Origin of the sequence: Bradyrhizobium sp. 187, from assembly GCF_023101005.1 — a bacterium.
Classification (GTDB): domain Bacteria; phylum Pseudomonadota; class Alphaproteobacteria; order Rhizobiales; family Xanthobacteraceae; genus Bradyrhizobium; species Bradyrhizobium canariense_D.
Map to the genome: position 1 here is coordinate 1,273,824 of NZ_CP064693.1, position 23,316 is coordinate 1,297,139.

General features: G+C 61.6%; 20 protein-coding genes. 11 read left to right on the forward strand and 9 right to left on the reverse strand.

Features of this window, described 5'->3' with window-relative positions; all coding sequences use genetic code 11:
• Positions 1–32: 32 nt before the first annotated feature.
• The gene (locus IVB19_RS06235) at positions 33–1,409 is read left to right on the forward strand and encodes a sensor histidine kinase (RefSeq protein WP_247376837.1); all 1,377 of its coding nucleotides are present in this window, start codon (positions 33–35) and stop codon (positions 1,407–1,409) included.
• A gap of 24 nt (positions 1,410–1,433) precedes the next feature.
• On the opposite strand, the gene IVB19_RS06240 is transcribed toward IVB19_RS06235, so the two are convergent.
• The 6 genes from IVB19_RS06240 to IVB19_RS06265 all read right to left on the reverse strand — a co-directional run bounded on the left by IVB19_RS06240 (position 1,434) and on the right by IVB19_RS06265 (position 6,553).
• Entirely contained in the window at positions 1,434–1,970 is a 537-nt protein-coding gene (locus IVB19_RS06240) for a cytochrome family protein (RefSeq protein WP_247821118.1), read from the reverse strand.
• A 417-nt stretch (positions 1,971–2,387) separates the two neighbouring features.
• A complete protein-coding gene (locus IVB19_RS06245; RefSeq protein WP_247821119.1) occupies positions 2,388–3,221 on the reverse strand; it encodes an ABC transporter permease in 834 nt (277 codons plus the stop codon).
• Complete coding sequence (locus IVB19_RS06250) at positions 3,211–3,816, reverse strand: ABC transporter ATP-binding protein (protein ID WP_247821120.1); 606 nt, start codon at positions 3,814–3,816, stop codon at positions 3,211–3,213. Before IVB19_RS06250 ends, IVB19_RS06245 begins: the two co-directional genes overlap by 11 nt.
• 532 nt (positions 3,817–4,348) lie before the next feature.
• Positions 4,349–4,633 carry a YodC family protein gene (locus IVB19_RS40335; protein ID WP_346283660.1) on the reverse strand — a complete coding sequence of 95 codons (285 nt, stop codon included), beginning with the start codon at positions 4,631–4,633 and terminating at the stop codon, positions 4,349–4,351.
• Between the two features lie 124 nt (positions 4,634–4,757).
• The gene (locus IVB19_RS06260; protein ID WP_247821121.1) at positions 4,758–6,107 is read right to left on the reverse strand and encodes a PQQ-dependent sugar dehydrogenase; all 1,350 of its coding nucleotides are present in this window, start codon (positions 6,105–6,107) and stop codon (positions 4,758–4,760) included.
• Positions 6,104–6,553, reverse strand: coding sequence for a DUF2231 domain-containing protein (locus tag IVB19_RS06265; protein ID WP_247485607.1), 450 nt, complete (start codon positions 6,551–6,553; stop codon positions 6,104–6,106). The genes IVB19_RS06260 and IVB19_RS06265 overlap by 4 nt, the downstream gene beginning before the upstream one ends.
• 252 nt (positions 6,554–6,805) lie before the next feature.
• Here IVB19_RS06265 and fdhD point away from each other — a divergent pair, with 252 nt between their 5' ends.
• From fdhD to cydB, 3 genes are all read left to right on the forward strand, one after another.
• Entirely contained in the window at positions 6,806–7,633 is an 828-nt protein-coding gene (gene fdhD, locus IVB19_RS06270; protein ID WP_247376730.1) for a formate dehydrogenase accessory sulfurtransferase FdhD, read from the forward strand.
• A 156-nt stretch (positions 7,634–7,789) separates the two neighbouring features.
• Positions 7,790–9,199 (forward strand): cytochrome ubiquinol oxidase subunit I, encoded by a 1,410-nt coding sequence (locus tag IVB19_RS06275; RefSeq protein WP_247821122.1) that lies wholly within the window; start codon positions 7,790–7,792, stop codon positions 9,197–9,199.
• Positions 9,200–9,201: 2 nt separating this feature from the next.
• Positions 9,202–10,188, forward strand: coding sequence for a cytochrome d ubiquinol oxidase subunit II (cydB, locus tag IVB19_RS06280; protein WP_247376734.1), 987 nt, complete (start codon positions 9,202–9,204; stop codon positions 10,186–10,188).
• Positions 10,189–10,450: 262 nt separating this feature from the next.
• Here the strand turns inward: cydB and IVB19_RS06285 are convergent, their stop codons facing one another.
• On the reverse strand, positions 10,451–11,698 hold the full coding sequence (locus IVB19_RS06285) for a cupin domain-containing protein (RefSeq protein WP_247821123.1): 1,248 nt from the start codon (positions 11,696–11,698) through the stop codon (positions 10,451–10,453).
• Between the two features lie 240 nt (positions 11,699–11,938).
• Between IVB19_RS06285 and IVB19_RS06290 the strand changes: the two genes are divergently transcribed.
• Genes IVB19_RS06290 through IVB19_RS06300 form a run of 3 tightly spaced genes read left to right on the forward strand, consistent with a single transcriptional unit; the run spans position 11,939 to position 15,208 of the window.
• Positions 11,939–14,254 (forward strand): FdhF/YdeP family oxidoreductase, encoded by a 2,316-nt coding sequence (locus IVB19_RS06290; RefSeq protein WP_247821124.1) that lies wholly within the window; start codon positions 11,939–11,941, stop codon positions 14,252–14,254.
• 6 nt (positions 14,255–14,260) lie between these two features.
• Positions 14,261–14,761, forward strand: coding sequence for a hypothetical protein (locus tag IVB19_RS06295; protein WP_247821125.1), 501 nt, complete (start codon positions 14,261–14,263; stop codon positions 14,759–14,761).
• A gap of 39 nt (positions 14,762–14,800) precedes the next feature.
• A complete protein-coding gene (locus IVB19_RS06300) occupies positions 14,801–15,208 on the forward strand; it encodes a thioesterase family protein (protein ID WP_247376741.1) in 408 nt (135 codons plus the stop codon).
• A gap of 122 nt (positions 15,209–15,330) precedes the next feature.
• Here IVB19_RS06300 and IVB19_RS06305 read toward each other — a convergent pair whose 3' ends face one another.
• Together IVB19_RS06305 and IVB19_RS06310 are read right to left on the reverse strand one after the other, a co-directional pair.
• Positions 15,331–16,008, reverse strand: a complete 678-nt coding sequence (locus IVB19_RS06305; RefSeq protein ID WP_247821126.1) for a helix-turn-helix transcriptional regulator — start codon at positions 16,006–16,008, stop codon at positions 15,331–15,333.
• A gap of 59 nt (positions 16,009–16,067) precedes the next feature.
• Positions 16,068–16,442, reverse strand: coding sequence for a DUF305 domain-containing protein (locus tag IVB19_RS06310; protein ID WP_247376745.1), 375 nt, complete (start codon positions 16,440–16,442; stop codon positions 16,068–16,070).
• A gap of 305 nt (positions 16,443–16,747) precedes the next feature.
• On the opposite strand from IVB19_RS06310, the gene rpoH reads away from it, so the two are divergent.
• The 4 genes from rpoH to IVB19_RS06330 all read left to right on the forward strand — a co-directional run bounded on the left by rpoH (position 16,748) and on the right by IVB19_RS06330 (position 22,832).
• Positions 16,748–17,653, forward strand: a complete 906-nt coding sequence (rpoH, locus tag IVB19_RS06315) for an RNA polymerase sigma factor RpoH (protein WP_247376747.1) — start codon at positions 16,748–16,750, stop codon at positions 17,651–17,653.
• Positions 17,654–17,865: 212 nt separating this feature from the next.
• Positions 17,866–21,048, forward strand: coding sequence for an efflux RND transporter permease subunit (locus tag IVB19_RS06320; RefSeq protein WP_247821127.1), 3,183 nt, complete (start codon positions 17,866–17,868; stop codon positions 21,046–21,048).
• Entirely contained in the window at positions 21,045–22,310 is a 1,266-nt protein-coding gene (locus IVB19_RS06325) for an efflux RND transporter periplasmic adaptor subunit (protein WP_247821128.1), read from the forward strand. Before IVB19_RS06320 ends, IVB19_RS06325 begins: the two co-directional genes overlap by 4 nt.
• 300 nt (positions 22,311–22,610) lie before the next feature.
• Positions 22,611–22,832, forward strand: coding sequence for a hypothetical protein (locus tag IVB19_RS06330; protein WP_247376753.1), 222 nt, complete (start codon positions 22,611–22,613; stop codon positions 22,830–22,832).
• Positions 22,833–23,316: the final 484 nt, after the last annotated feature.

Consider the following 23,316-nt stretch of genomic DNA (forward strand, 5'->3'; position numbering starts at 1 on the left):
GAATGAGATACGAACACCAACCGTCGGGATCGATGCGCCAGCTCCAATTCATACGCTCGAACACCTTCCGCTGGGCCTCGGCAGTTGCCGCTGTTTTCGCCCTGTTCATGATCGTGCTGTTCGGCTTCATCTACTGGAAGATCGACGGCTACCTGATTGCGCGATCCGATCGCATGATCGCTCAACAGCTCAATTTCATGGCAGCGCTGCCGCGCGAGCGACGCGCCGCTGCAATCTCGGACCACCTTGGCCAGGATTCCCGAGGCGTTCAGTATGCGGGATTGTTCGATCCTGCCGGCAATCGGCTTGCCGGCAATCTCAGAGAGCTGCCGCGGGACTTCACGGTCGACGGAGCGGCACAGGCCGCGAGGGTAGTGCCGGTCGGCGGTGGCGATCCGCTGATTCGGGCGATAGGCCGGCGTCTGGAAAACGGCGATGTCCTCGTGTTGGGGCGGAACGTCGACGAGACCCGCGAAATATCGAGCGTCGTGGGGCAAGCCCTCGCGCTCGGGCTCTTGCCGGCGCTCTGTCTTTGCTTGCTGGCCGGAGCCTGGCTGAGCGTGCGCGCGCAACGGCGGGTGGAGGAGGTCAATCAGCGGGTTCAGCGCATCATCGCCGGCGACCTCCGCGAGCGCCTTCCGCATCGTAACGTCAATGATCCGTTCTCCAGACTGGCTGTGATTGTGAACAGCATGCTCGATGAAATGGAAACAATGATCAACGCGCTCGCTGGCGTCGGCAACGATATTGCCCACGATCTACGAACCCCGTTGACCCGCGCCCGATTGTCCCTGGAGCGCGGGCGTACACATGCAACCACCTTGGAGCAGCTTCAGAACGTCACGGACAAGGCGATCGGAGGCATTGATCAGTCGCTCGCGATCATCACCGCTCTCCTGCGACTGACGGAGATCGAGAACAGCCGGCGTTCGGCTGGGTTCGGCAACGTTGCGCTTCATGAAATCTTGCGAGAGGTATGTGACATCTACGAACCGATCGCCGAGGACAAGAGCATCAAGCTTGGCGTGGATATCGACCGCAAGCTGCACGTTTGGGGTGACCGGGATCTGCTCTTCGAGGCGGTGGCGAATCTCGTCGACAACGCGATCAAGTTCACGCCGGCGGGCGGGAAGGTCGGCCTGGACCTCCTGCGTGGGCACAGGGAAACCATCGTGCGCGTGAGCGATACCGGGCCGGGCATCGGCGAACAGGAGCGTGAAGCCGTGCTGCGGCGGTTCTACCGCTCCGACAAGATGCGCAACACGCCGGGTGCCGGGCTCGGACTTAGCCTGGTGGCGGCCATCACCAAGCTGCATGGCTTCCGGCTGATCATCCATCCCGGCTCGGGAGGGCGGATCGAGATCGTCTGTCTGGACAAGGCAAATGGACCAAACTCGTCGCAGATATGATCGAAGCACCGGGCAGATGCGTCGCTACCGTCCAGCTTTGTCGAAAATCAGGTCTGATTGGGATGGGCCGGCCGGGCGGCCAATCACGATCGTGCCGTGGTTCAACGCCTGGTGACAGGAGTTGCAGGCGTCGCTGAGCTCGTCATAGGCCTTACCAAAATCGGCGTCGTCCCTCCGATCAATCGCATCCTTCAGGTCCCCGAGCGGCTTTTGGATAACTGACTCGATCATGTCGGGGAACGGGGTGCCCTGTTCCATTGGATGCGCACGTCCGAGTCGGCCGAAGGCACCGCGGAGATTGCCTAGCTCGTAGGCGGCCAAATTCCAGTTGCCGGCCTGTTCGGCACGCCATATCCGCTCGTGCCTGGGCTGTATCGTGCCGATCATCATGTCGCTGATGCTCGGCAGATACGTCGCCGGTTGAGCGGAGACGCCTGCTGAGCCCGCATGAGCTCCGGGCAGGCGCACAAAGGCGGTTGTCAGCAGGATCACGATGGAAGCTGACAGCAGGCCAAGCGCCAGCGAGCTCTTCGATATCGACGCCAACGGGCCAAGGTTCATGGTGGTTGTTCCGAACGTGGGTAGCCGGTGTCATCGACGGCCGGGAAATCCGCTCCGTCAGGCCGGCATTGCAGTCGTCACGCTTACCGAGCGCCTCCCGCACGACGGTTCTGTCGCCCGCGCCCAGCGAAATGGCGCAAACCGCGGCTCCGCTGGCAAAAGCCGCTATCGACCTTCCCGTGAGCCACGCGCAAGGTGTGATTTCAAAGCCAACGCCGGCAGCGGTGAGGCCGTCAATATCTGGAACCAGATCCAGGCGGTCATGAGCGGTAGGAGGATCATCGTCTCAACTCGCAGATTGCCGTTGCTCGAGCTAGAACTAGGCTCTCAAAGAGCCGAAGCCTTTCGCAATTGCACGATGCTGGCGCCAGCTTGGACGGCTTTTCGGGTGCGGCAAGAACCTGCCGGGAGACTCAATCAGCGTGCTTGCCCAGACGCACGGCTCGAGGCCATTGTCTCCGCCGACCGAATCGTGAGTTGGGCCGCGGCGGAAAACGCGCGTGAGCGCATGAGAACCGTTGCAACGAGGCCCGTGATGCCGGAGGCGGCCAGGATCATTGCCACAATGATGAATTGGTAGATGCCCGCATAGACCGGACTGATGCCCGAAACCACCATGCCGGCCATCACTCCCGGGATCCACACCAGTCCCAGGGATTTCATCATGTCAAGGCGGGGCAGCAGGCTCGCATAGACGGCACTCTGAAGATAAGGCGCAACGGTAACGGCGGGCTCCGCGCCGAGCGACAGGCCCGCCTCGATCTGGCCGACGTGGGCAAGAACCTCTGCTCGGAGACGCTCGATTGCCTGTGCGCACGCATTCATCGCGTTGGCGATGATCATGCTGCCGACCGGGACGAGCATTGAAATATCCGGCTGAAGACTGCGGGTCGCGAGCATCACCGCGATGACGGTGCCTGCACCTGCGGTGATCGACCACAAACAGAGCGGAAGTGTACCAGCCATTCCCTTGAGACGTTGGGCCGCCGTCATCGCTGCGGCGATCGCCATCAAGAAGAGGATGAGGCAGCCGATCAGCAGACGGCCGTGCAGCAGAAGGGCCAGTACGAGGCCGACCAGAACCATCTGCACGAGGCCGCGCGCCATCGCGACGACCGCCTCGCGCTCCACATGCACGGATTGCCAGCGACACAGCGCGACGACGGCCGCGCACAGCGCGATCGCCCCGCCGGCCTGCGCGAGGCCAGTCAACACGTCGCCGCCGATACTGTTTTGGAGCTCAGCCAGCATGCAGAACCTGCTCCGTGGGGCCGAGCGCGGCCAGCCGGCCCGCTTGCATGACCATCGTCCGCCCCGCGAGCCGTTCCGCCTGGGCGCGATTGTGCGTGACGATGAGGCACGTCATTCGCCGTTCCCTGACGATGCCGAGAACGAGCTCCTCGATGCCGCGAACTGACGCCTCGTCGAGGGCGGAGGTCGGCTCATCCAGCAACAGCACCTCGGGCTCGTTCGCAAGGGTCCGCGCCAGCGCAACGCGTTGTGCTTCGCCGCCCGAGAGGTTGCTGACGTCGCGATCGGCAAGTCCGGGCAAGCGGACGCGCTCAAGGAGACCCTCGATTTGCGCAGGCGCCAGCATCTTGCCGCGTTGGTGCGGCCCAAAAGCGATGTTGGCGGCGATGGTGCCCGGGAAGAGATACGCCGTCTGCATCACCATGCCAACGCGGCGCCGCAACTCCGGTGGGGTGAGGGAACGGTAGTCTTGCGATTTGAGCAGGACGGTACCGGACGTAGGCTCGTCCAGACGATTGAGCAGCCGGAGGAACGATGACTTCCCGGCCCCACTTGGTCCAACGACGGCGAGTATCTCGCCGGCCAATACCTGCACACTGACGTCCTGAACGAGAACGCGCCCAGCCACCTGTCGTGACAGATGTCTGGTCTCGAGGTGGGTGATTGTAGTCGGCTCGGGCTCGGCTGCGGCCTGCGGAGAGGCACCCACTACTGTCCCAATGTCATTCGCGACGCCGTTCGGTCTTGTTGCCACGGAAAGTCTCTCGACAGGCGCCACGCGAAAAAGCCGGGGGAGGTCCAACGATCACGAGACGGTGGATAGCCCGGGTCGGATAGGTCGGGTCAGAATGATATCATGAGAGATGGCGACACGCGAAGCCTGGGCCGCACGTTTGGGAGTATACGGTCCAATCACTCACTTGTACCCCTGTAACTTCCACTGGCTGTATGGGCCAGGCGAGAGCCAGTCGGCGATTCCGGTCTGGGCATTGGTCTCGCAGGCGCTCATGGTGATGCCGGACTGCTCGCTATTGGTGACGACCTTTTCCAGGCAAGTGCTCCGTTGCAGAGAACTGCCACCAGCGTAATCACACTCTTGCCCCCAGGACGATTGCAAAACAGCTCGATCAGAATTTCTGCAGCACGTCGGCCGGGAAGGTGGCATCGTCGGGTTGGCCGCTATCGTCTGTCCAAATGCACTTCACCTGGTCGTCCTTGACCGCGGTGACTGTCATCATAGGTCCTCCAGATCGCAACCTGACGAGTTCGCCCCGCTCGAATTGGACCATGGCGTCGCCTTTCGAGGATAAAGATGCTGTGGAGGCGAGTGCCGGACACGATGCGCCGATCGCAAGAAGCAGCGTCGCAACAGTGATGCGTCGTTTGGTTCGCGGAGACATGCCAAGCTCCATCCGTTCTGATTTCAAGGTAGGCGCTCGCCGCGCCGGTCCGACTAAATTCGATGACAAGAGTTATCCCACGAGGGGCGAGGCGGGCCTGTTCCCAGGCCGTCTCGGCCACACGTCGTTTCGGTCGCTACGAGGCCGGCTTTGGCGAAGCCGAGATACCAGCCGATGAGACCCGCCACACCGCATTGCCGACGTCGTCGGCAATCAACAGTGCGCCACTCCGATCCACGGCGAGGCCGACAGGCCGGCCATGGGTGTGGTTGTTCGCATCGAGGAAGCCAGTGACGACGTCCTGCGCTGGGCCGGAAGGTTTGCCATCCCTGAAGGGGACGAAGACCACCTTGTAGCCGTTGAGGGGAGTTCGATCCCAGCTGCCGTGCTCTCCGACGAAGGCGCCGCTCTGATAGGTCGCAGGAAGATTGTGGCCGGACGACATGGCAAATCCCAGGGGAGCCACGTGGGAGCTCAGGGCGTAGTCCGGCACGATCGCTTTGGCGACCAGATCGGGCCGTTGCGGCTGAACGCGCGGATCGAGATGCTGACCGTAGTAGCTGTACGGCCAGCCGTAGAACCCGCCATCCTGCACTGAGGTGAGATAGTCCGGCACCAGGTCGGGGCCGATCTCGTCGCGTTCGTTGGCTATCGCCCACATCTTGCCGGTCGTCGGCTCCCACTGTAGCCCGGTCGGATTGCGCGTGCCGCTGGCGAAGATGCGGTGAGCGCCGGTCGCGCGATCGACTTCCCAGATGGCGGCGCGCTCGTACTCGGCTTGGATACCGTTTTCCGCAATATTGCTGTTCGACCCGACGCCGACATAAAGCTTGGATCCGTCCGGGCTCGCCAGAAGGCTCTTCGTCCAATGGTGATCGATCGGTCCACCCGGCAGATCGGTCAGCTTGGTACCTTTGGCGGTGATGCTGGTCTGCCCGTCCTGATACGGATAGCGCATGATCGCATCCGTATTTGCGACGTAGAGATCGTGACCGACCAGCGCGACGCCGAACGGAGAATTGAGGTGATCCAGAAACACCGTCCGTACGTCGGGAATGCCATCGCCATTGGTGTCGCGGAGCAATGTGATCCGGTTGGCGTCCTTCGCCTTGGCACCGGCGAGCGTCTCTACCACGCCGGTGACCAGATCCTTGGGACGGAAAATCGGCGCCTTTGGACCGTTGCTCTCGACGACCAGCACGTCGCCGTTCGGCAGGACGTAAACCGATCTCGGGTGCTGCAGCCCTGTGGCAAGCGCATGGACCTGCAGCCCCTGCGGGACCTTGGGTGTCTCGGATCCCCAGCCCACCGGTGTCGCAATCCGGATCGGTGGCAGCAGATATTGATGCAGCGGGGGCAGCACGGGATTTGCGCCGATCTGCAGCTTCGGGTCACCTCCAGTGTCGTTGCAGCCGGCCAGACCCAATCCGGCGACAGCGGTCATGATGGCAGCAACCCGCGGCAAGCTCGTCTTGATTCCGGTCATGCCTTTGCTCCGATGCGATAGCGATGCGTCAACGACCAGCCGGGGGAGATCGCGAAAAGCAGAACAATGACGACGACGCCCGAGAGGGTTAGCCCCGTGGGTACGACCGCAGTATAGCCGTCCCGGCTATGGACAAGGACGTTGAGAACGGACAGAACGACCGCGGTCGCGTAGGCAAGTGCGTGGGTCCATGCCGGTCTTTGGTTACGAAAGAGATCGACCATCGCGGCCAGCGCGACAAGCGCAGCCATGACCAGTCCGCCCGCGATCAGCCAGACGGAAAACCGGTACCACATCACTTCGGCGGTCCTCCAATAGGCCAGGTCGGTCGCGAATGCCGCCGCAAAGTAAGCGACTGGAAATGGCACCAGGATCTGGTGAATAGGTCGTCTGAGTGCACCTGCCCGTGGTCGGTCGGCGAGGTCAGTACTTTCCGGCTTATTCATGCTCGTACGCTCCGTGCATTGAGTTCGCTGTCCTCAAGCCCAAGAATGTTCAGGGGGCCCTATCGGCCTGGTTGGGCTTGCCTCCGATATCGTCGTCGATGACCGAATGATCTTTCGAATTCGCACGCGGCAAGGGCGCGTCGATTGCCCAGAGGCGCCGTCGTGCGATCAAGAAAATGCGATCGCGGTGCAGGAAACGTCTGTCGGCAGGCGAGGCTATCTTAACGGGTACGGTACTTGGAAGGAGCAGCAATGATCAGCGATGGCACGCTTCGGCAGCGTGCGAAGCTTCTCTGGTGCGGTGGAAACCCCACCCTTTCATCGAGATATGTGGCCGAGGAGAGGGCGATTGCGCTCACCTTTGGCGGGTCCACCAACGCAGTGATGATGGCCACGCCGGCCGATCTGGAGGATTTCGGAGTTGGCTTTGCCCTGACGGAAGGGATCATCGAGCAGGCGGACGAGATTGCCAGCATCGAGATCGTGAAGAGCAGCCTCGGGATCGAGGTCCGAATGTGGCTGGGCCGAGACCGGGCGGACGAGCTCTCGGCGCGTCGCCGGGCCATGATCGGTCCGGTCGGCTGCGGCTTATGTGGGATCGAAAGCCTGGAGCAGGCCTGTCCCACGCCACCGCATGTTTCAACCACAGCGACCTTTCGCGCGCGCGACCTGTTGAACGCCATGAGCGCACTGGCGCCATTGCAAGAGCTCAATCAGAAGACACGGAGCGTGCACGCCGCTGCCTTCTGGCAACCGCACAACGGCATAGGTCTGGTGCGCGAGGATGTTGGCCGTCACAACGCACTCGACAAGCTCGCCGGTGCGCTCTTGCGGGAGAACATGGCGCGGACAGGCGGTGCGATCCTTCTAACAAGCCGCTTGTCCGTCGAGATGGTGCAGAAAACCGCGCGGATCGGCGCTCCTGTCCTCGTCGCGGTCTCGGCGCCGACCTCGCTCGCTGTCGAGACCGCCGATCAGGCGGGCATCACGCTGATCGCGGTCGCCCGTTCAGACGGATATGAGATCTTTACCCATCCCAATCGCCTGATCTTTTCCGACTTCCCGACTGTCGCGGCCTGACAGGCTGCTGGCGCCCACAGGATCACGCCGCCGCCTGGACCGCTCCGCGTGCAAATGCGCAAAATCCGTTCGCAGCGGAAAAGGCCGCGGTGAAGCAGCTCCTACCTGCATCAAGGCGGGGATTAACGCGGTCCGTGAGGGGAAGAGGATGTTCACATGGATGCAACGGCGCTTCTGCTGTCGCGGATACAGTTCGGCTTCACCATTTCATTTCACATCATATTCCCGGCCTTCACGATCGGTCTTGCGGCCTGGCTGACCGTCCTCGAAGCAATGCACATGCGAACGGGCCGTCCCGTCTATCAGGCGCTGTTCGAATTCTGGCTCAAGATCTTCGGCGTCGCCTTCGGCATGGGCGTCGTCTCGGGCGTCGTCATGGGATTCCAGTTCGGAACGAACTGGAGCGTCCTGGCGAAGATGTCCGGGCCTATTCAGGGGCCGCTTCTCTCCTACGAAACCTTCACGGCGTTCATGCTGGAAGCCAGCTTCTTCGGAGTCCTGGTGTTCGGACGCAAGCGAGTGCCGCCAAGGTTCTATCTGTTCTCCACCGCGATGGTGTCGCTCGGGACCACGTTGTCCGCCTTCTGGATCATGACCAACAACAGCTGGATGCAGGTGCCGGTCGGTTATGTCCTGCAGAACGGCTACTTCGTGCCAGACGATTGGACGAAGATCATCTTCAACTCGGTCGTATGGTCGCGCTTTCCGCACATGCTGCTGGCGGCCTACCTCACGGGTGCATTCTGCGTTGCTGCGACCGGTGCATGGTATGTGTTGCGTGGCGACCACTACGCCGAGTCCAGGGTGATGCTGAGGATGGGACTGTTCCTCGCAGCGCTTCTGATCCCCGTCCAGCTCGTGTTCGGTCACCTGGTCGGCGACTACGTTCACGACTACCAGCCGGCAAAGTTCGCGGCCATCGAGGGACGCTGGCATGACGAGCAGCCTGCGAGTGAAGTGCTTATCGGGCTTCCCGATCCGGCGACTGAAAGCAACAAATACGAGATCAAAGTGCCGATTCTCGGCAGCATCATCGCCAGCTCGAGCCTGACCTCGAAGGAGGTGGGGCTAACCGACTTCGTGCCGCAGGATCGCCCGCCGGTGCTGATACCGTTCCTAACGTTCCGCATCATGGTCGGCTGCGGGCTGATCATGCTCGCGATCGCGTGGTTCGGGTCCTATCTGAGCATCAAACGGCGCCTGCGCCGAAACCGCGCCATGCTTTGGGCCATCTTCCTCAGTTTCCCGCTTCCGTTCATTGCCATCCTCACCGGCTGGTATGTTGCCGAGGTGGGACGACAGCCCTGGGCGATCTACGGATTGCTGCGGACGGCCGACGCCGTGACGCCGTTCCTGACGGCGCCCGCGGCGATGACCTCGCTTGTGCTATTCGGAGTGGTTTATCTCTTCATCTTCTCTTTCGGCACATTCTACATCTATCGGCTTTTACGCACCGGTCCGACGCGCCTGGTCGTCGAGGCGCCGCACGGCGCCTCTCCAAACCGCCCGATGTCGCTCGCCGACCCGAAGCTCATTCAGTCAGTTTACCCGAGCGCAGGAGAATAGAGATGGTCTTGTTCTGGGTTGCTCTTCTGGCCATCAGCATATTGATCTATCTGTTGCTCGATGGATTCGATCTCGGGGTCGGCATGTTGTTTGGTCTCGCCGGCACCGAGGCGAATCGCGACACGATGCTCGATACTGTCGCGCCGGTCTGGGATGGCAATGAGACCTGGCTCGTCGTCGCCGGCGTGATCCTGTGGGGTGCGTTTCCACTCGTCTATGCCACGCTGCTGTCGGCCTTCTATCTGCCCGTCATCATCATGCTGCTTGGGTTGATCCTGCGCGGGGTGGCCTTCGAGTTTCGCCACAGGGCGGCGCCGCAGTTTCGCTGGATCTGGGATGTGAGCTTCGTGGGCGGGTCGTTCGCTGCAAGCTTCATGCAAGGCGTGACGGTTGGTGCGCTCGTGCAGGGCCTGAAGTTCACCAACGGGGCCTATGTCGGCGGTGTTTTGGGCTGGCTGAGCCCGTTCTCGCTGATGTGCGGCATCGGGCTGTGCCTCGGCTATGCTCTTCTGGGCGCCAGCTGGCTGGTGCAAAAGTGCCGGTCTGGCGTCCGTGACACGGCTCGTCGCCAGATTCCCGGGCTGGCGCTCGCCGTCCTGGCGTTTCTGATCATCGTCTTTGCGCACGCCCTGATCGAAAACCTTCCGATCATGCATCGCTGGCTCGACCGGCCCTACCTGTTCGTATTTCCGGCGGTCGGAGCCGTGGCCGCGGTCGTGCTGGCCAGCAGCATCCTCCATCACAACGACCGCTGGCCGTTCGCCGCTGTCGCCGTCATCTTTGTCGCGGCGTTTGGAACGCTGGCACTGTCCTTCTGGCCTTACATGATTCCGTTTGCCATCACCATTGACGAGGCGGCGGCGCCTCACGCCAGTCTCGCCTTCATGTTCTGGGGCGAGGGCCTCTTCGTCTTCCCCTTGATGGTGCTGTATGTCGCGATCGGGTATCGGGTGTTCAGAGGCAAGGTGGGAACGACACCCGATCACTAAGATCCTTCCCCTTTATCCGCGGAAGCGCGCGCGATGCTCGCTGGGACCGGTGCCGACGCACGCGCGGCGGAGTTGTTTGTTCGTTCGGAAACGCTGAGTCAGATCGCCAGATCTTCGAGGACGTGAGGGTGATTTGACGACATCGCGTCGTCGGCATGCTCCGGCATACGCTCCGAAAGCGAAAGGGCCGGCCACGAAGGCCATCGATCAGATTCTTCTGATCGATGGTCTTTCGCACGTTCAATCGAGCGAAGGGTTGGGTTTATCGCTTCGCCATCACGCCCGGCGTATTGTCGGGCCAACCCGCGATCGTGCGTTCGTCGACATTGAGATGCTGCGCCACGAGTTTCGGCGGCGTGTGCGTGAGCCAGTTGGAGAGCGAGACTTCTTCGTAGCGGGAGGAGCGGAACACGCCGATGAATTGGAGATCGGTGTCGCCGACGTTCTCGACATAGTGGCCAAGGTTCCGCCTGACATAGCCGATGTCGCCGGCATTGAAGTCCATCGTCAGAGCGTTCGGCCCGGTGTCAAACACCGTCATGCGCGCCTTGCCCTTGATGTAGTATTGCCACTCGTCCGCATTAGGGTGCCAGTGCATCTCCCTGATGCCGCCGGGACGAACTGTGACCAGCGCGGCCGCTAGTGCGGTCGAAACCTTGAAATTGCTGCTGTCGGCGATCTGGATGGTTCCAGTATCGGACGATCTGAACGGACGGGAGGATCCGAGCGGGAAGATGAAGGGATGGGTGGGGACGGGGGCTTCCTTCTGAATCGCGGCGCGGTCGCCGGCGAGGTCACCGGGCACGGTGCCCTGGAATATCCAAAGATTGTGCAGCGGGATCTTCGAAAATGTATCTGCCGGGACGCCAAAGTTCTTGGCCAGGACCTCGGGCTGTGTATGCGCGAACCAGTCCGTGACGAGCAGGGTATTGAATTCATCGGCATGCCCGTCATCGAAGCAGATCACGAATTCGCATCCATCCGGGCCCAAGCCCTGTAGTGAGTGCGGCGCTCCCGGCGGGAAGTACCAGAGATCACCCTCCTTGACGTCCGCAGCATAGGGGCGGCCCTGCGCATCGAGAACCGTCACACGGCACGTGCCATAGGTCATGATGGCCCACTCGGCAGCCTGGTGCCAGTGCAACTCGCGGATGCCGCCGGCCGTCAAGCGCATGTTGACGCCGGAGATCTCCTTGGAAATGGCAAAATCGGCAACTGTGACCTGCCGCGCCCATCCGCCATTCTGGATCCGCTTCGGCGCGTTGTTGAAGGAGGCCCACGGTGTCGGCATGCCGCCGACATCTGTCGCGGGGGGATTTTGTGCGGAGGGAAACTGGTTGCCCAGAACCTCACTCTGCGGGCCCGGATCACGAAGATTTCCCGGACCTTTTGCGTTGATGGCGCCCTGCGGCGGCTCGTCCGGATTGCCGAAGGATCCGGCCTTCGCTGCGGACACCGTCATCGCCGCGCCCATTGCCGATGCCGCCAGCAGGTTTCGTCTCGAAATCATGATCGTACCTCCAAAGGATCGCTCTGCAGAGCCGTCAACAGCGGCCTCTCTCTCGATGGAGTTAGGAAAGCGCCGACATGTACCAATCCGGAGAAGGCATCAGCTTTTCCAGAATGCACTGCGACGTCTTCGTGATCCCACCTTCCGGTCCGTCGTGCTGGCACGAACCGGCATTCTCGAAAGAAAGTCAGCGGCCGGAATTGCAACTGTTCTGCATCGATACCCGCAGAGGCTCTCGCGATGTCGGAACGGAAAGACATTCACCCCTATCATCATCCGGCCGGTGGTTGGGGTGCGCTCAAGGCTCTCAGCGAGCACCTGATCGAGCAGCGGATTCCGTTAAAGGGGGCGAACACGCTCCGACGCATGAATCAGCCCAAAGGTTTCGACTGTCCCGGGTGCGCCTGGCCCGATCCGAAACACACCTCGTCATTCGAGTTCTGCGAGAATGGTGCCAAGGCGGTGGCGTGGGAAGCGACTGCCAAGCGCTGCACGCCGGAGTTCTTCGCCGAACACTCGGTGGCAGAGCTTGCTACCTGGAGTGACTATGATCTCGAAATGGTGGGTCGCCTCACGCATCCGATGGCCTATGACGGAGCAACGGACAGCTACCTCCCGGTGAGCTGGAGCGAGGCGTTCTCGATCACCGGTCGCCATCTGAACGCGCTGCCCGACCCGAACATGGCGGAGTTCTATACCTCCGGCCGCACCTCGAACGAAGCCGCCTTTCTCTATCAGCTCTTTGTGCGGGAATACGGCACCAACAATTTCCCCGATTGTTCCAACATGTGCCACGAGGCAACGAGCGTCGGCCTGCCGCAGTCCATCGGTGTGGGCAAGGGGACGGTCCTGCTGGAGGATTTCGACAAGGCAGACTGCATCTTCATTTTTGGCCAGAACCCAGGTACCAACAGCCCGCGCATGATGACCAATCTGCGCGATGCCGCCCGTCGTGGTGCTTCGATCATCTCGTTCAATCCGTTCCGTGAGCGCGCGCTTGAACGTTTTCAGGCCCCGCAGAGCCCGATCGAGATGGCGACGCTGAGCTCGACGCAGATCAGCTCGCGCCTCTATCAGGTGCGGGTCGGCGGTGACGTCGCGGTGATCAAGGGCCTCATGAAGGTTCTGGTCGATGAAGACGCAGCGGCACGGGCGAGAGGCGCGCAGGCCGTTCTGGACTGGGATTTCATCACTGATCACACCCGAGGCCTTGATGAACTGGTGAGTGACCTGAGCGCCACGCCTTGGACGGATATCGAGCGTTACTCGGGGCTCAGTCGCGAAGAGATCGAATATGCCGCGCAAGTCTACATGAAAGCCGAGCGCGCGATCATCGTCTATGGCATGGGCATCACCCAGCATCGGCGCGGCGCGCAGAACGTTCAGCAATTGGCCAATCTCGCCCTGCTGCGCGGCCATATCGGCCGGGAGGGCGCAGGCATCTGCCCGGTCCGCGGCCATTCGAACGTGCAGGGAGATCGTACAGTCGGCATCACCGAGACGCCGTCCGAACACTTTCTCGATCGGCTGGAATTCCGCTTCGGTTTCAAGACTCCTCGTGCCCACGGCCATAATGTCGTCACGGCCCTCGAAGCGATGATTCGCGGTGACGCCAAGGTGTTCATCGCGATGGGCGGCAACTTTGCTGCTGCCATTCCCGATTGGCAGCTGACGCAAGATGCGCTCAGGCGGCTCGATCTCACGGTCCACGTCTCGACCAAACTCAACCGCAGTCACCTGATTCACGGGCGCGATGCCCTGATCCTGCCGTGCCTTGGCCGCACAGAGATAGATATACAGGCGACCGGGCCGCAGTCCGTTACCGTGGAGGATTCCATGTCGATGGTGCACGCGTCCGCCGGTCGCAACCAGCCCGCGTCCGAGCATCTTTTGAGTGAGCCCGCGATTGTTGCCGGCATGGCCCGGGCGACTCTAGGGCAGTCCTCCGTCGTCGATTGGGACGGTTTCGTCGCCGACTATGATCGCATTCGTGAGGCGATCGAGGTCGTGCTTCCGATATTCCAGGCCTACAACGAGCGAATTCGCGTGCCCGGCGGCTTCCATCTCGTCTCAACCGCGCGCGAGCGCATCTGGGCGACGCCGAGCGGCAAGGCCAATTTTCTGGTCTTCGACGGCGTTGGCGAAGATCCGAACGACGATCATCCGGAGACGCTCTGGCTGAGCACAATCCGCAGCCATGATCAGTACAATACCACTCTCTATTCGCTGTCCGATCGCTATCGAGGTGTCTATGGCCAGCGCGACATCGTGTTCCTCAATCAGTTCGAGCTGGACAAGCGCGGGCTTGCGGACGGCGATCGCGTCGATCTGGTGACCGTATCGACGGATGGAAGAGAGCGGCGGGTGCGCAACTTCCGCGTCGTCGGATATTCGTTCCCGAACGGCTGCTGCGCGGCCTACTACCCCGAGACCAATCCGCTGGTGCCGCTCTATGCGCACGATCCTCTCAGCTTCACACCGTCTTCCAAGGGCATCCCGGTCCGGATCGAGCGGACCGGCGCCGACGTGACGGACGAGTCCCCGCATCAGGATTAGAGCACAATGCAAAATGAGCTGCACAAGGCGTCGGTCTGGATCCTCGGGAAATGGCTCGGTGGGATCATACGCTACGACGATCGCGCGGATGCGCGAACCGATCTCGCCGAGTTTGGTGCGTTCGAGGCCAATCTCGCTGAAGTCACTGTGGTCGACCATGGTGCTGATTTCCTCATCTCCAGATGGGGCGCAGAGATTGGCATGCTTTGCGGAGGCAACCAGCGAAACCGGCTTCTGTCAGAGCTGCCGCGGCCGAGCCGCGGTCAGCTGCGACGGATCTGCGTGAGGGCAATGACGTCGAGGGCACCGGCCGCTGAAAACGCGATCTGGGCTGTTCGCGGCGGCATTTGGGAGTGTGTGATGCTGGCGTTGCCGGCCGCCGGCAGCGAAGACGGCGTTTCGCGCCTGCTGATCGGGTTGCTCTTCGCGCCTCATCCGCTGTTCCCTGATCCGTTCCAGCACGAAGATGCGGCGCGCGCGATTGCAACGCCATCGATCGACAGCTGAAGCGCCAGTTAGCGAATTGCGATCAGAGGAGTTGAAACGATGGAACCGAGCACAAACCTCGCCATCGGCATGGCTGCTGCCGTTTCGATTGTGGTCACTCCCGACATGACGGTCGGGTATTTCGTGCCGGGTATGCCACAGGTCTATGCGACCCCGATGATGATCCTGCACATGGAAATGGCCGCTGGCGTCGCGGTCGCTGCCGCTCTGCCCCTGGGCTACGTCAGTGTCGGCATGTCAGTTGATATCCGGCATCTGGCGGCCACGCCGATCGGCGGGCGAGTACGCGCCGTTGCGCGTGTCAAAAGCATCGACTCAAAGAGCGTACTCTTCGAGATCGAGGCGTGGAATGATCTAAGAAAGATCGGTGCCGGAACCCACCGCCGAGGGATCGTGAATGTCCCTGAGTTCGAGAGGCGGGCCGGCGTTCACCAGGCCGTGAGCTGACGCACGCCGCTTGCCTGGCAGCAAAGCGGTCATCTCGCAGGGCGCGCAGTGTCGAAGTCGACGGCGCCGCTTTCGCTGCCGTCGACGTCGACCGGTTCATATCTGCAGATCGGGGACTGCCGTCACAGAAGCTCTGCGGCGGCCTCCTCGAGTTCGGATCGCGGGAGAATGTGGTTGCCGACGCGCCAGTTCCGGGGAGTGCATCCCGTGAACTGTTTGAAGACGGTGGTAAAGTGCGCTTGGGTCTGGAAACCGACCGAGAGCGCGATCTCTATGATTGGCATCGTGGTGTCCCGCATTAGCTCCGCGGCTCGCCGAATACGTCGCTGCAGCAGGAATTCGTGCGGGCGAAGGCCTGTGGCCACGCGGAATTGAGAGGCGAAGTGCATGCGGCTAAGTCCTGCGACCGCAGCCAGATCACGCGAGTTGATCTTCGAGGACATGTCGGCATCGATGTAGTCAATGACCCGTTTGAGTCGCCATCTCTGCAGCCCTTGGACGTGGCGGCCGCGAACGGAGGGTCGATCGGTCCCCTCAACGGCAATCCGTAGACCAAACTTCCTGACCGCAATCGCGAGCCGAAGCGACTCCATACATTGACGATCATTGTTGTGCGTGGCGACCTTTAGGGCCTCAAACAGCGACTGAACGACTTCATCTCCGGACCCCATCTCAGCGTGAACCGACGGCGGAGTCGACAGGTGACCACTTGCAATGGAAGCTGAACGTGCCGCCTCGTTCCCGCTTGGGGCGGAATGCGCGAACAACTGTCGAAGGGGATCGTGGGTCTGGACGGACATCTTGCGTCGCTCCGGAATAGAGAAGTGCTGTCAGGTCTTCATGATGTGGCGAGATGCCATCAATTCGGTGCGTGCGAGGCGATCTGGGCGCCGGTCGATGGCGTCAAGCTGGCGGCGGCCGGCAGCGCGTGACGAAGGGAGGAGATTTCGTCCTCCTGCTGGCTCACCATTCGCCTTGCGAGCTGCCGAAGTTCGTCGTTGCGCCCGTACTTGATCTCCGCACGCGCCATGTCGACCGCGCCCTGGTGGTGAGGGACCATCACGTTGACGAAATCGCGGTCGATGTCGCCGGTCGGCGTCATCAGCATGCTGCGGTTCATGTTGCTCATCGCAAGATCGATTTCGAACAGAAACTGCTGCTCGTCCGCATCCGTCACCCTACGGGCCTCAGAACCGTGCTTTGGATCCTGCGCGAGGGCGAAGGATGTCGCCATGACCGATAGGCTGGTTGCCAGCGAGATAGCGCGTCTGCGTACGAAACCGCGGGAAAACAAGGGCACATCGAACTCCATGGCAAGCTAATGTGATCGGTGTCACGCGGACCAGTGCGTGTTGCTTCGCCTGAAGATGCCAAGGGGAATCGATCAGCTCAATTAAAACTGGATTTAAGGTTCGGCGAGCGAGCGAGCGCGCGCCGGCCGGTTAAACCCAAATTCAGATTTCTTAAGCCCAATTTAGTGGCCGCCCCACCCGCGGTCTTCCTACAGTCGAGGTGCCGGACTCAACGTAGGAGCAGGAAATGCAGGCTCAGAATGCCACCGCCAATGTCACCGGAGTGCCAGTTCTGCAAACAGCTGGCATTCTCGCCTATTCGGCAGCCATCAAGCGCTTCGATTTCCTCGAGCGCAGCCGAGAGCAGCAGCTCGCGCAGCGTTGGCAGGAGCGGCGCGACAAGAGCGCGACTGACGAGTTGGTCACGAGCCACCTCCGTCTCGCTGCCAAGGTGGCACGAGGCTACAAGGGCTATGGTCTTCCGATCGCCGACCTGATCGCGGAAGCCAATTTAGGGCTGGTGATTGCCGCCTCCCGTTTCGAACCGGGACACGGTGCGCGGTTTTCGAGCTATGCGATCTGGTGGATCAAAGCGACTGTCCACGAATACATCTTGCGCTCATGGTCTCTGGTCAAGATCGGCACGACGGCCGCGCAAAAGAAGCTCTTTTTCCGGCTGCGCGGTGAAATAAGGAAGCTCGCGGGCGAGACGGCAGCCCTGACGCCCGAAATGGCGCAGGTCATTGCGGAAAAGCTTGAGGTGACCGTTCGCGACGTGACTGAAATGGATAGCCGGCTCTGTGGCGATCTTTCCCTGCATACCCGGGTTGGTGACGGCGATGGGTCGGCGGAATGGGAAGCTACGCTCGTCGATGAATCTCCGGACGCAGAGGAGATCGTGGTGGAGCACGACGAAGCGACACGCAGGTCAAGGGCCCTGCGCGCTGCGCTGGAGGTCTTGACGGGGCGCGAGCGGCGCGTATTCGAAGCGAGACGGCTTGCGGAGCAACCGTTGACGCTCGAGCAGCTCAGCTGCGAGCTATCGATCTCCAGCGAACGGGTGCGGCAGATCGAGGCAAGCGCGTTCGCCAAGGTCAAGCGCGCGACGATACTAGCGGCCAGCAGGGCAGGCAGCGAAGCAATGGCTGCGTGAGGCGCACGGACATCGCGTGCCGAGCTCTGGTGCGCGCATGCTCATCTCGAAGTGAATAGGGATCGGCAGCCGATCACGGCTGCTCGAAACCTGACAAAAATGTGAAGTCGCGCGATAGCTTCGTCATTTCATGTTGCTACGCTCAGCGGGCTGCCTGGCGACTTCGTGTCTCGTCGCGTTTTTCAGAACCGGCAACGGCGCAGGGATCTAGAATGGGAATTGTTCGATTTGCACTGCGGTTCCCGCACACCTTCTACGTGGTGGCGGCACTGATCCTGTTTCTGGGCGGTGCAGCGCTGTGGTCGATGCCGACGGATATCTTCCCGGAGATCCGTATCCCTGTGGTGACGGTCATCTGGCAGTACACTGGTCTATCCACCCCGGAGATGGAGCAGCGCGTCAGTACCTATAGCCAGTATTCCATCAGCGCCAACGTCAACGGCATCAAGAACATGGAGTCTCAGACCCTCAACGGTCTATCGGTACAGAAGATCTATTTCCAGCCCGATGTCAATCTCGACCTGGCAATCGCGCAGATCGTCTCCGCAACCAACTCCATTCGTGCGTTGATGCCGCCGGGCATCCAGCCGCCGATCGTCGTGCAGTTCAATGCGTCGAGCGTTCCCGTGCTGCAGCTCAGCCTGAATTCGGACAATCTCAATGAGCAGCAACTCTATGACTTCGGCATCTATCGTGTCCGGCAGCAGCTTGCGCCCGTTCCCGGTGTCACCTTGCCCACGCCTGCCGGCGGAAAGTACCGCCAGATCATGGTGGACATCGATCCCGACAAGCTCCTGTCCCGAGGTTTGACGCCGCTGGACATCGTCAACGCGGTCAACACCCAGAATCTCACGCTGCCCTCCGGCACCGCGAAGATGGGAGACATACAGTACACGGTACGCACCAACGCGACGCCGGCGACCATCGACGATCTCAATAAGATTCCGGTCAAGTTCACGAACGGCGCCACCATCCTGCTGAAGGACGTTGCCCAGGTGCGCGACGGTTCGATGGTGCAGCAGAACATTGTCCGCGAGGACGGCCGTCGCTCGGTCCTTCTCAGCATCATCAAAAACGGTAACGCCTCCACCCTGGCAGTCGTCAACGGCGTGAAGAAGGCGCTGACTGCTGTTCGCGCTGCCGCACCTCCCGGACTCAAGATCACCGAGCTATTCGACCAGTCGGTCTTCGTCACGAATTCAGTGAATGGCGTGCTCCGGGAGGGGGCGATCGCGGCGGGGTTGACCGCCATGATGATTCTCCTGTTCCTGGGCTCGTGGCGCTCGACCTTGGTGGTGATGATTTCGATCCCGCTGGCGATCCTGTCGTCACTTGTCGTGCTCTACTTTCTCGGGGAAACGCTGAACACGATGACGCTGGGCGGCCTTGCCCTGGCGGTCGGCATCCTGGTCGACGATTCGACCGTCACGATCGAGAACACTCATCGGCTGTGGACAGAGGAGGGGATGTCGCTCGCGGACGCGACCTTGCATGGAGCGGCCGAGATCGCGGTACCCACACTGGTGTCCACCCTTGCCATCAGCTGCGTGTTCACGTCGGTGGTGTTCCTGGAGGGGCCAGCCAAATACCTGTTTACGCCGCTGGGACTCGCCGTCGTATTTGCGATGCTTGCGTCCTACGGATTGTCGCGAACGCTGACACCGATCACGATTGGGCTGCTGCTGAAGGGCGAGCGCCGGCATGTCCACGGCGAGGTCCCAGGCGGGCTGTTCTCGCGCCTGTCCGGCGCCTTCGATCGCAACTTCGAGCGGTTGCGTGAGAGCTATTCCCGGCTTCTCGGGGTACTGCTTCGACGCCGCGCCGTCGTGCCGATTGTCGCGATCCTGATGCTCAGCCTGGGCGCGGTGATGCTGAGCCTCGTGGGAAGGGACTTCTTCCCGTTGATCGACGGAGGCCAGATCCAGCTCCATGTCCGCGCGCCGGCGGGTACCCGGATCGAGAGCACCGAAGCCATATTTCAGAAGGTCGAGGACAAGATCCGCGAAGTCATTCCCGAGAAGGATCGCTCGCTCGTCGTAGACAATATCGGGCTGCCCGCGCGGGCGTATAATTTGGCCTTCGCCGACGGCTCGACGATCGGCATCAATGACGGTGTCATCCTGGCCTCTCTCCGGGACGGCCACAAGCCGACAGCGGAGTATATCAAGAAGCTGCGTCAGGTCCTGCCGGCGTCGTTCCCCGAGGACACTTTCTATTTCCAGGCCGCCGACATCGTCACGCAGATCCTGAATTTCGGACTGCCGGCGCAGATCGACGTGCGAACCGTCGGCTATGGAGCCGACAATCTGGCCATTGCCAAGAAGCTGCAGAAGCGGCTGGCCGCCATTCCTGGCGTCGTGGATGCCCATCTCCAGCAGGAGATCGACGGTCCGGCGTTCTATGCGGATATCGACAGGACCCGTGCCGCCCAACTCGGCCTGAACGCCAGCACTGTTGCGACCAACATCAATGTCAGCCTCAGCTCGTCGGTACAGGTCTCGCCGAATTTCTGGACCGATCTGAGCTCCGGCATCCCCTACTATCTCGCCGTGCAGACGCCGGAATACAAGATCGATTCGCTGAATGCGCTGGCCAATACGCCCGTGTCCACGTCACTCGCTGCGAGTGGTCAGACGGTGCCGGGCATGCTCGGAAACATCGCAACCTTCAAGCGCGATACAGTGCCGACCAACGCCAATCAGAGCAACGTCCAGCCGGTTTACGAGGTCTATGCCAGCGTGCAGGGTCGCGATCTCGGCAGCGTCGCAGCCGATCTCGGCAAGGTCACCGCCGATCTTCAAACGCAACTCAAGCCGGGCAATTCCATCCAGGTTCTGGGCCAGATCCAGAGCATGAACGACTCATTCCGGGACCTCGGCATCGGCCTCGTATTCGCGGCAGTGCTCGTCTATCTGCTGATGGTCGTGAACTACCAAGGCTTTGGTGAGCCTTTCGTCGTTATCCTGGCGTTGCCCGCGACGCTGTGCGGCATCGTGACCATGCTGTTCATCACCGGGACCACGCTCAATGTCCCATCGCTGATGGGGGCAATCATGTCCGTGGGTGTCGCATCGGCGAACTCAATCCTGCTGGTGACGTTTGCGCGCGAGCAGCAGTTGAAGGGCCATTCCGCCTTTGAGGCTGCATTGAGCGCCGGCCGCACCCGCATCCGGCCAGTGCTGATGACGGCTGCCGCGATGATCGTCGGTATGATCCCAATGGCGATCGGCGGTGCCGGCGAGGAGCAGAACGCGGCACTCGCTCGCGCCGTAATAGGCGGACTGCTGTTTGCAACGCCGACGACCCTGCTCATCGTCCCCTATCTGTTTGCCATGCTGCGCAAGGGCAATGACGGAAAGCCGCAGCATGGCGTGTTCGAGGAAACGCAGGCATGACTGAGATCGATGTGAGTCCCGATCGCCCGCTCCACGACCTCGATCTTCCGGACGATGCGGATAGGCCTCTGCTGCGGGCCGAAGGCCGGCTCAAGCGGCGATTCAGAGCGGCCGTGTTTGGGTCAGCGGCGCTGCTCTTGCTTGCCGGAGGGCTCGCTGTGGGTGGCTGGCGCCACTATCAGGCCGAGCGCGCGCTGGCCGCGACGTCCGAACAAGCGCGTATGCTTGTGCCGGAGGTCCGCGTCGCGACCGTCCGCGCCGGTGACCGCAAGATAAACGTCACCTTGCCGGCGACAACGGCAGCCTTCGAAGCTGCCAACATATTTGCCAGGACCAGCGGTTACATCGAAAAGCGCTACGTCGATATCGGCGATCGCGTCAAGGCGGGAGCGTTGCTGGCCGAGATCGTAGCGCCCGAGTTGGACCACCAGATCGCGCAGGCACAGGCTACCCTGGCGCAGACCCAGGGAACTCTTCAGCAGACGCAGGCGAGCCGTGAACTCGCCGAGGTCACCAACGCGCGCGACAGCGGTCTCGTCAAGCAGGGATGGCTGACCGCCCAGCAGGGCGATAATGACCGTCTGACTCTGCGCGCACAGCAGGCGGCCGAAGCCGTGGCGAAGTCGAACATCGCTGCTCAGCAAGCTCAGATCAAGGTTCTGGAGCAGGACAAGGCCTATCAGCGCGTAGTGGCTCCGTTCGACGGCGTGATCACCCAGCGCAACATCGACAATGGCAGCCTCGTGCAGGCCGGTTCGACATTCATGTTCACGTTGATGCATGCGAATGTCATCCGCACGCAGGTGTTTGTGCCGCAGGACGAGGCGGTCGGAGTTCAGCCGGGTGTCGATGCGGTCATCCGGGTCCCGGAACTGCCTGAGCAGGCGTTTCCGGGAAAGGTTACGCGGATTGCCACCGCGCTTCAGCCCGGGAGCCGAACGTTGCTGACGGAGATCGACGTCCCCAATCCGGAGGGCGCGCTTCAGCCGGGCATCTATTGTACTGTCGAGCTGTCCATTCCGCGCAAGACGCCGTCGTTGATCGTGCCGGCCGACGCCGTTGTCTTCGACGAGAACGGCCTGCATGTTGCGGTCGCGGAAAATGGGGTCGTTCACATGCAGAAGATCTCGATCGCACGCGATTTCGGCACGCGGGTCGAGGTGCACGATGGCGTCAAGCCGGGCGATCAGGTGATCCTCAACCCGATGCTGAGCCTGACGGAGGGTAGCCGAGTTTCTGCTCACGGGTCGCAGACGAGCTGACTGCCAAACCCCGACGAGGCGACGATCGACAGCACGGCGTGCTGGATCGCAGCCTGATACTCCGCGAGCATGTTTCCGCGAATTGTCGACGGTGACCGCCAGGCGATCTGGTGAGAGCGCCTCCGTATCCAATGTCAGCGAGGCAATGCGCGCCTTGGCCCGGTTCGCGCAATTAAGTAATCGTAAGCGACTCACGGCTCATTGAGCGCCTGTGAGCAAGTCTTGCATTCGCTTCCGCTACATCGATCCGCACCTCCTTCATAGGGCAACACGTTCGTTGCATTTGAATGGAGAAGGTTGATGACGATGTTGAAGATTCTATCGGCGGGGCTGATCGCGACTGCGATGTTCACGACGGCCGCCAATGCACGCGAGACTTACGCGAACAAAGGCCACATCACCGAGCGCGCTCATCACCCGAGCGTGTCTCGGTTTGCAGAACCTTTTGGCGCCAATGAGGCCGTGCCCTCGGAGCCGCCTGGTGGCATCTGCGATCACGGTGACAATCCGCAGGTTTGCTGATGGGCAAACCAAGGAGGAAGGCGGCATAAGCCGACTGCGCAGCCGCGGGCGGTGCGATCGTCTCTTGCCCGCGTCCACATGTTCAGGTCGCGCCCGATTCTCATCCTCGAGGATGAGATTAGCCGCTAAGAATCCAAGAATGCTGACTCACTCTGCGGGACACGGCCCGGCGCAGCGTCCCGGACCGCGCCCGCGAGCCCGACCAGTGGGTTCAGTCGACCGAGTTATCGAGTATCGGAACAATTGCGCTTAGCAGCCAGCAGGCGGGGATGCTCCCGCCGCCGCAGCAGTGCCGCTGGTGAGGGGACTAGCTGGACCCGGATTAGCGAGGTCCATCGATATGCTTTCGGAACATGCGCTCGTGTTCGGGGTGGGCATCACGCTCCGGGCGGGGCTAATGCTGGTGTCGGCGGTGTCGGCTTCGATCGCCGGCGGTTGAATGGTGCCGGGGGCGGGGGTTGACGGGATATCAGACGTTGACGCC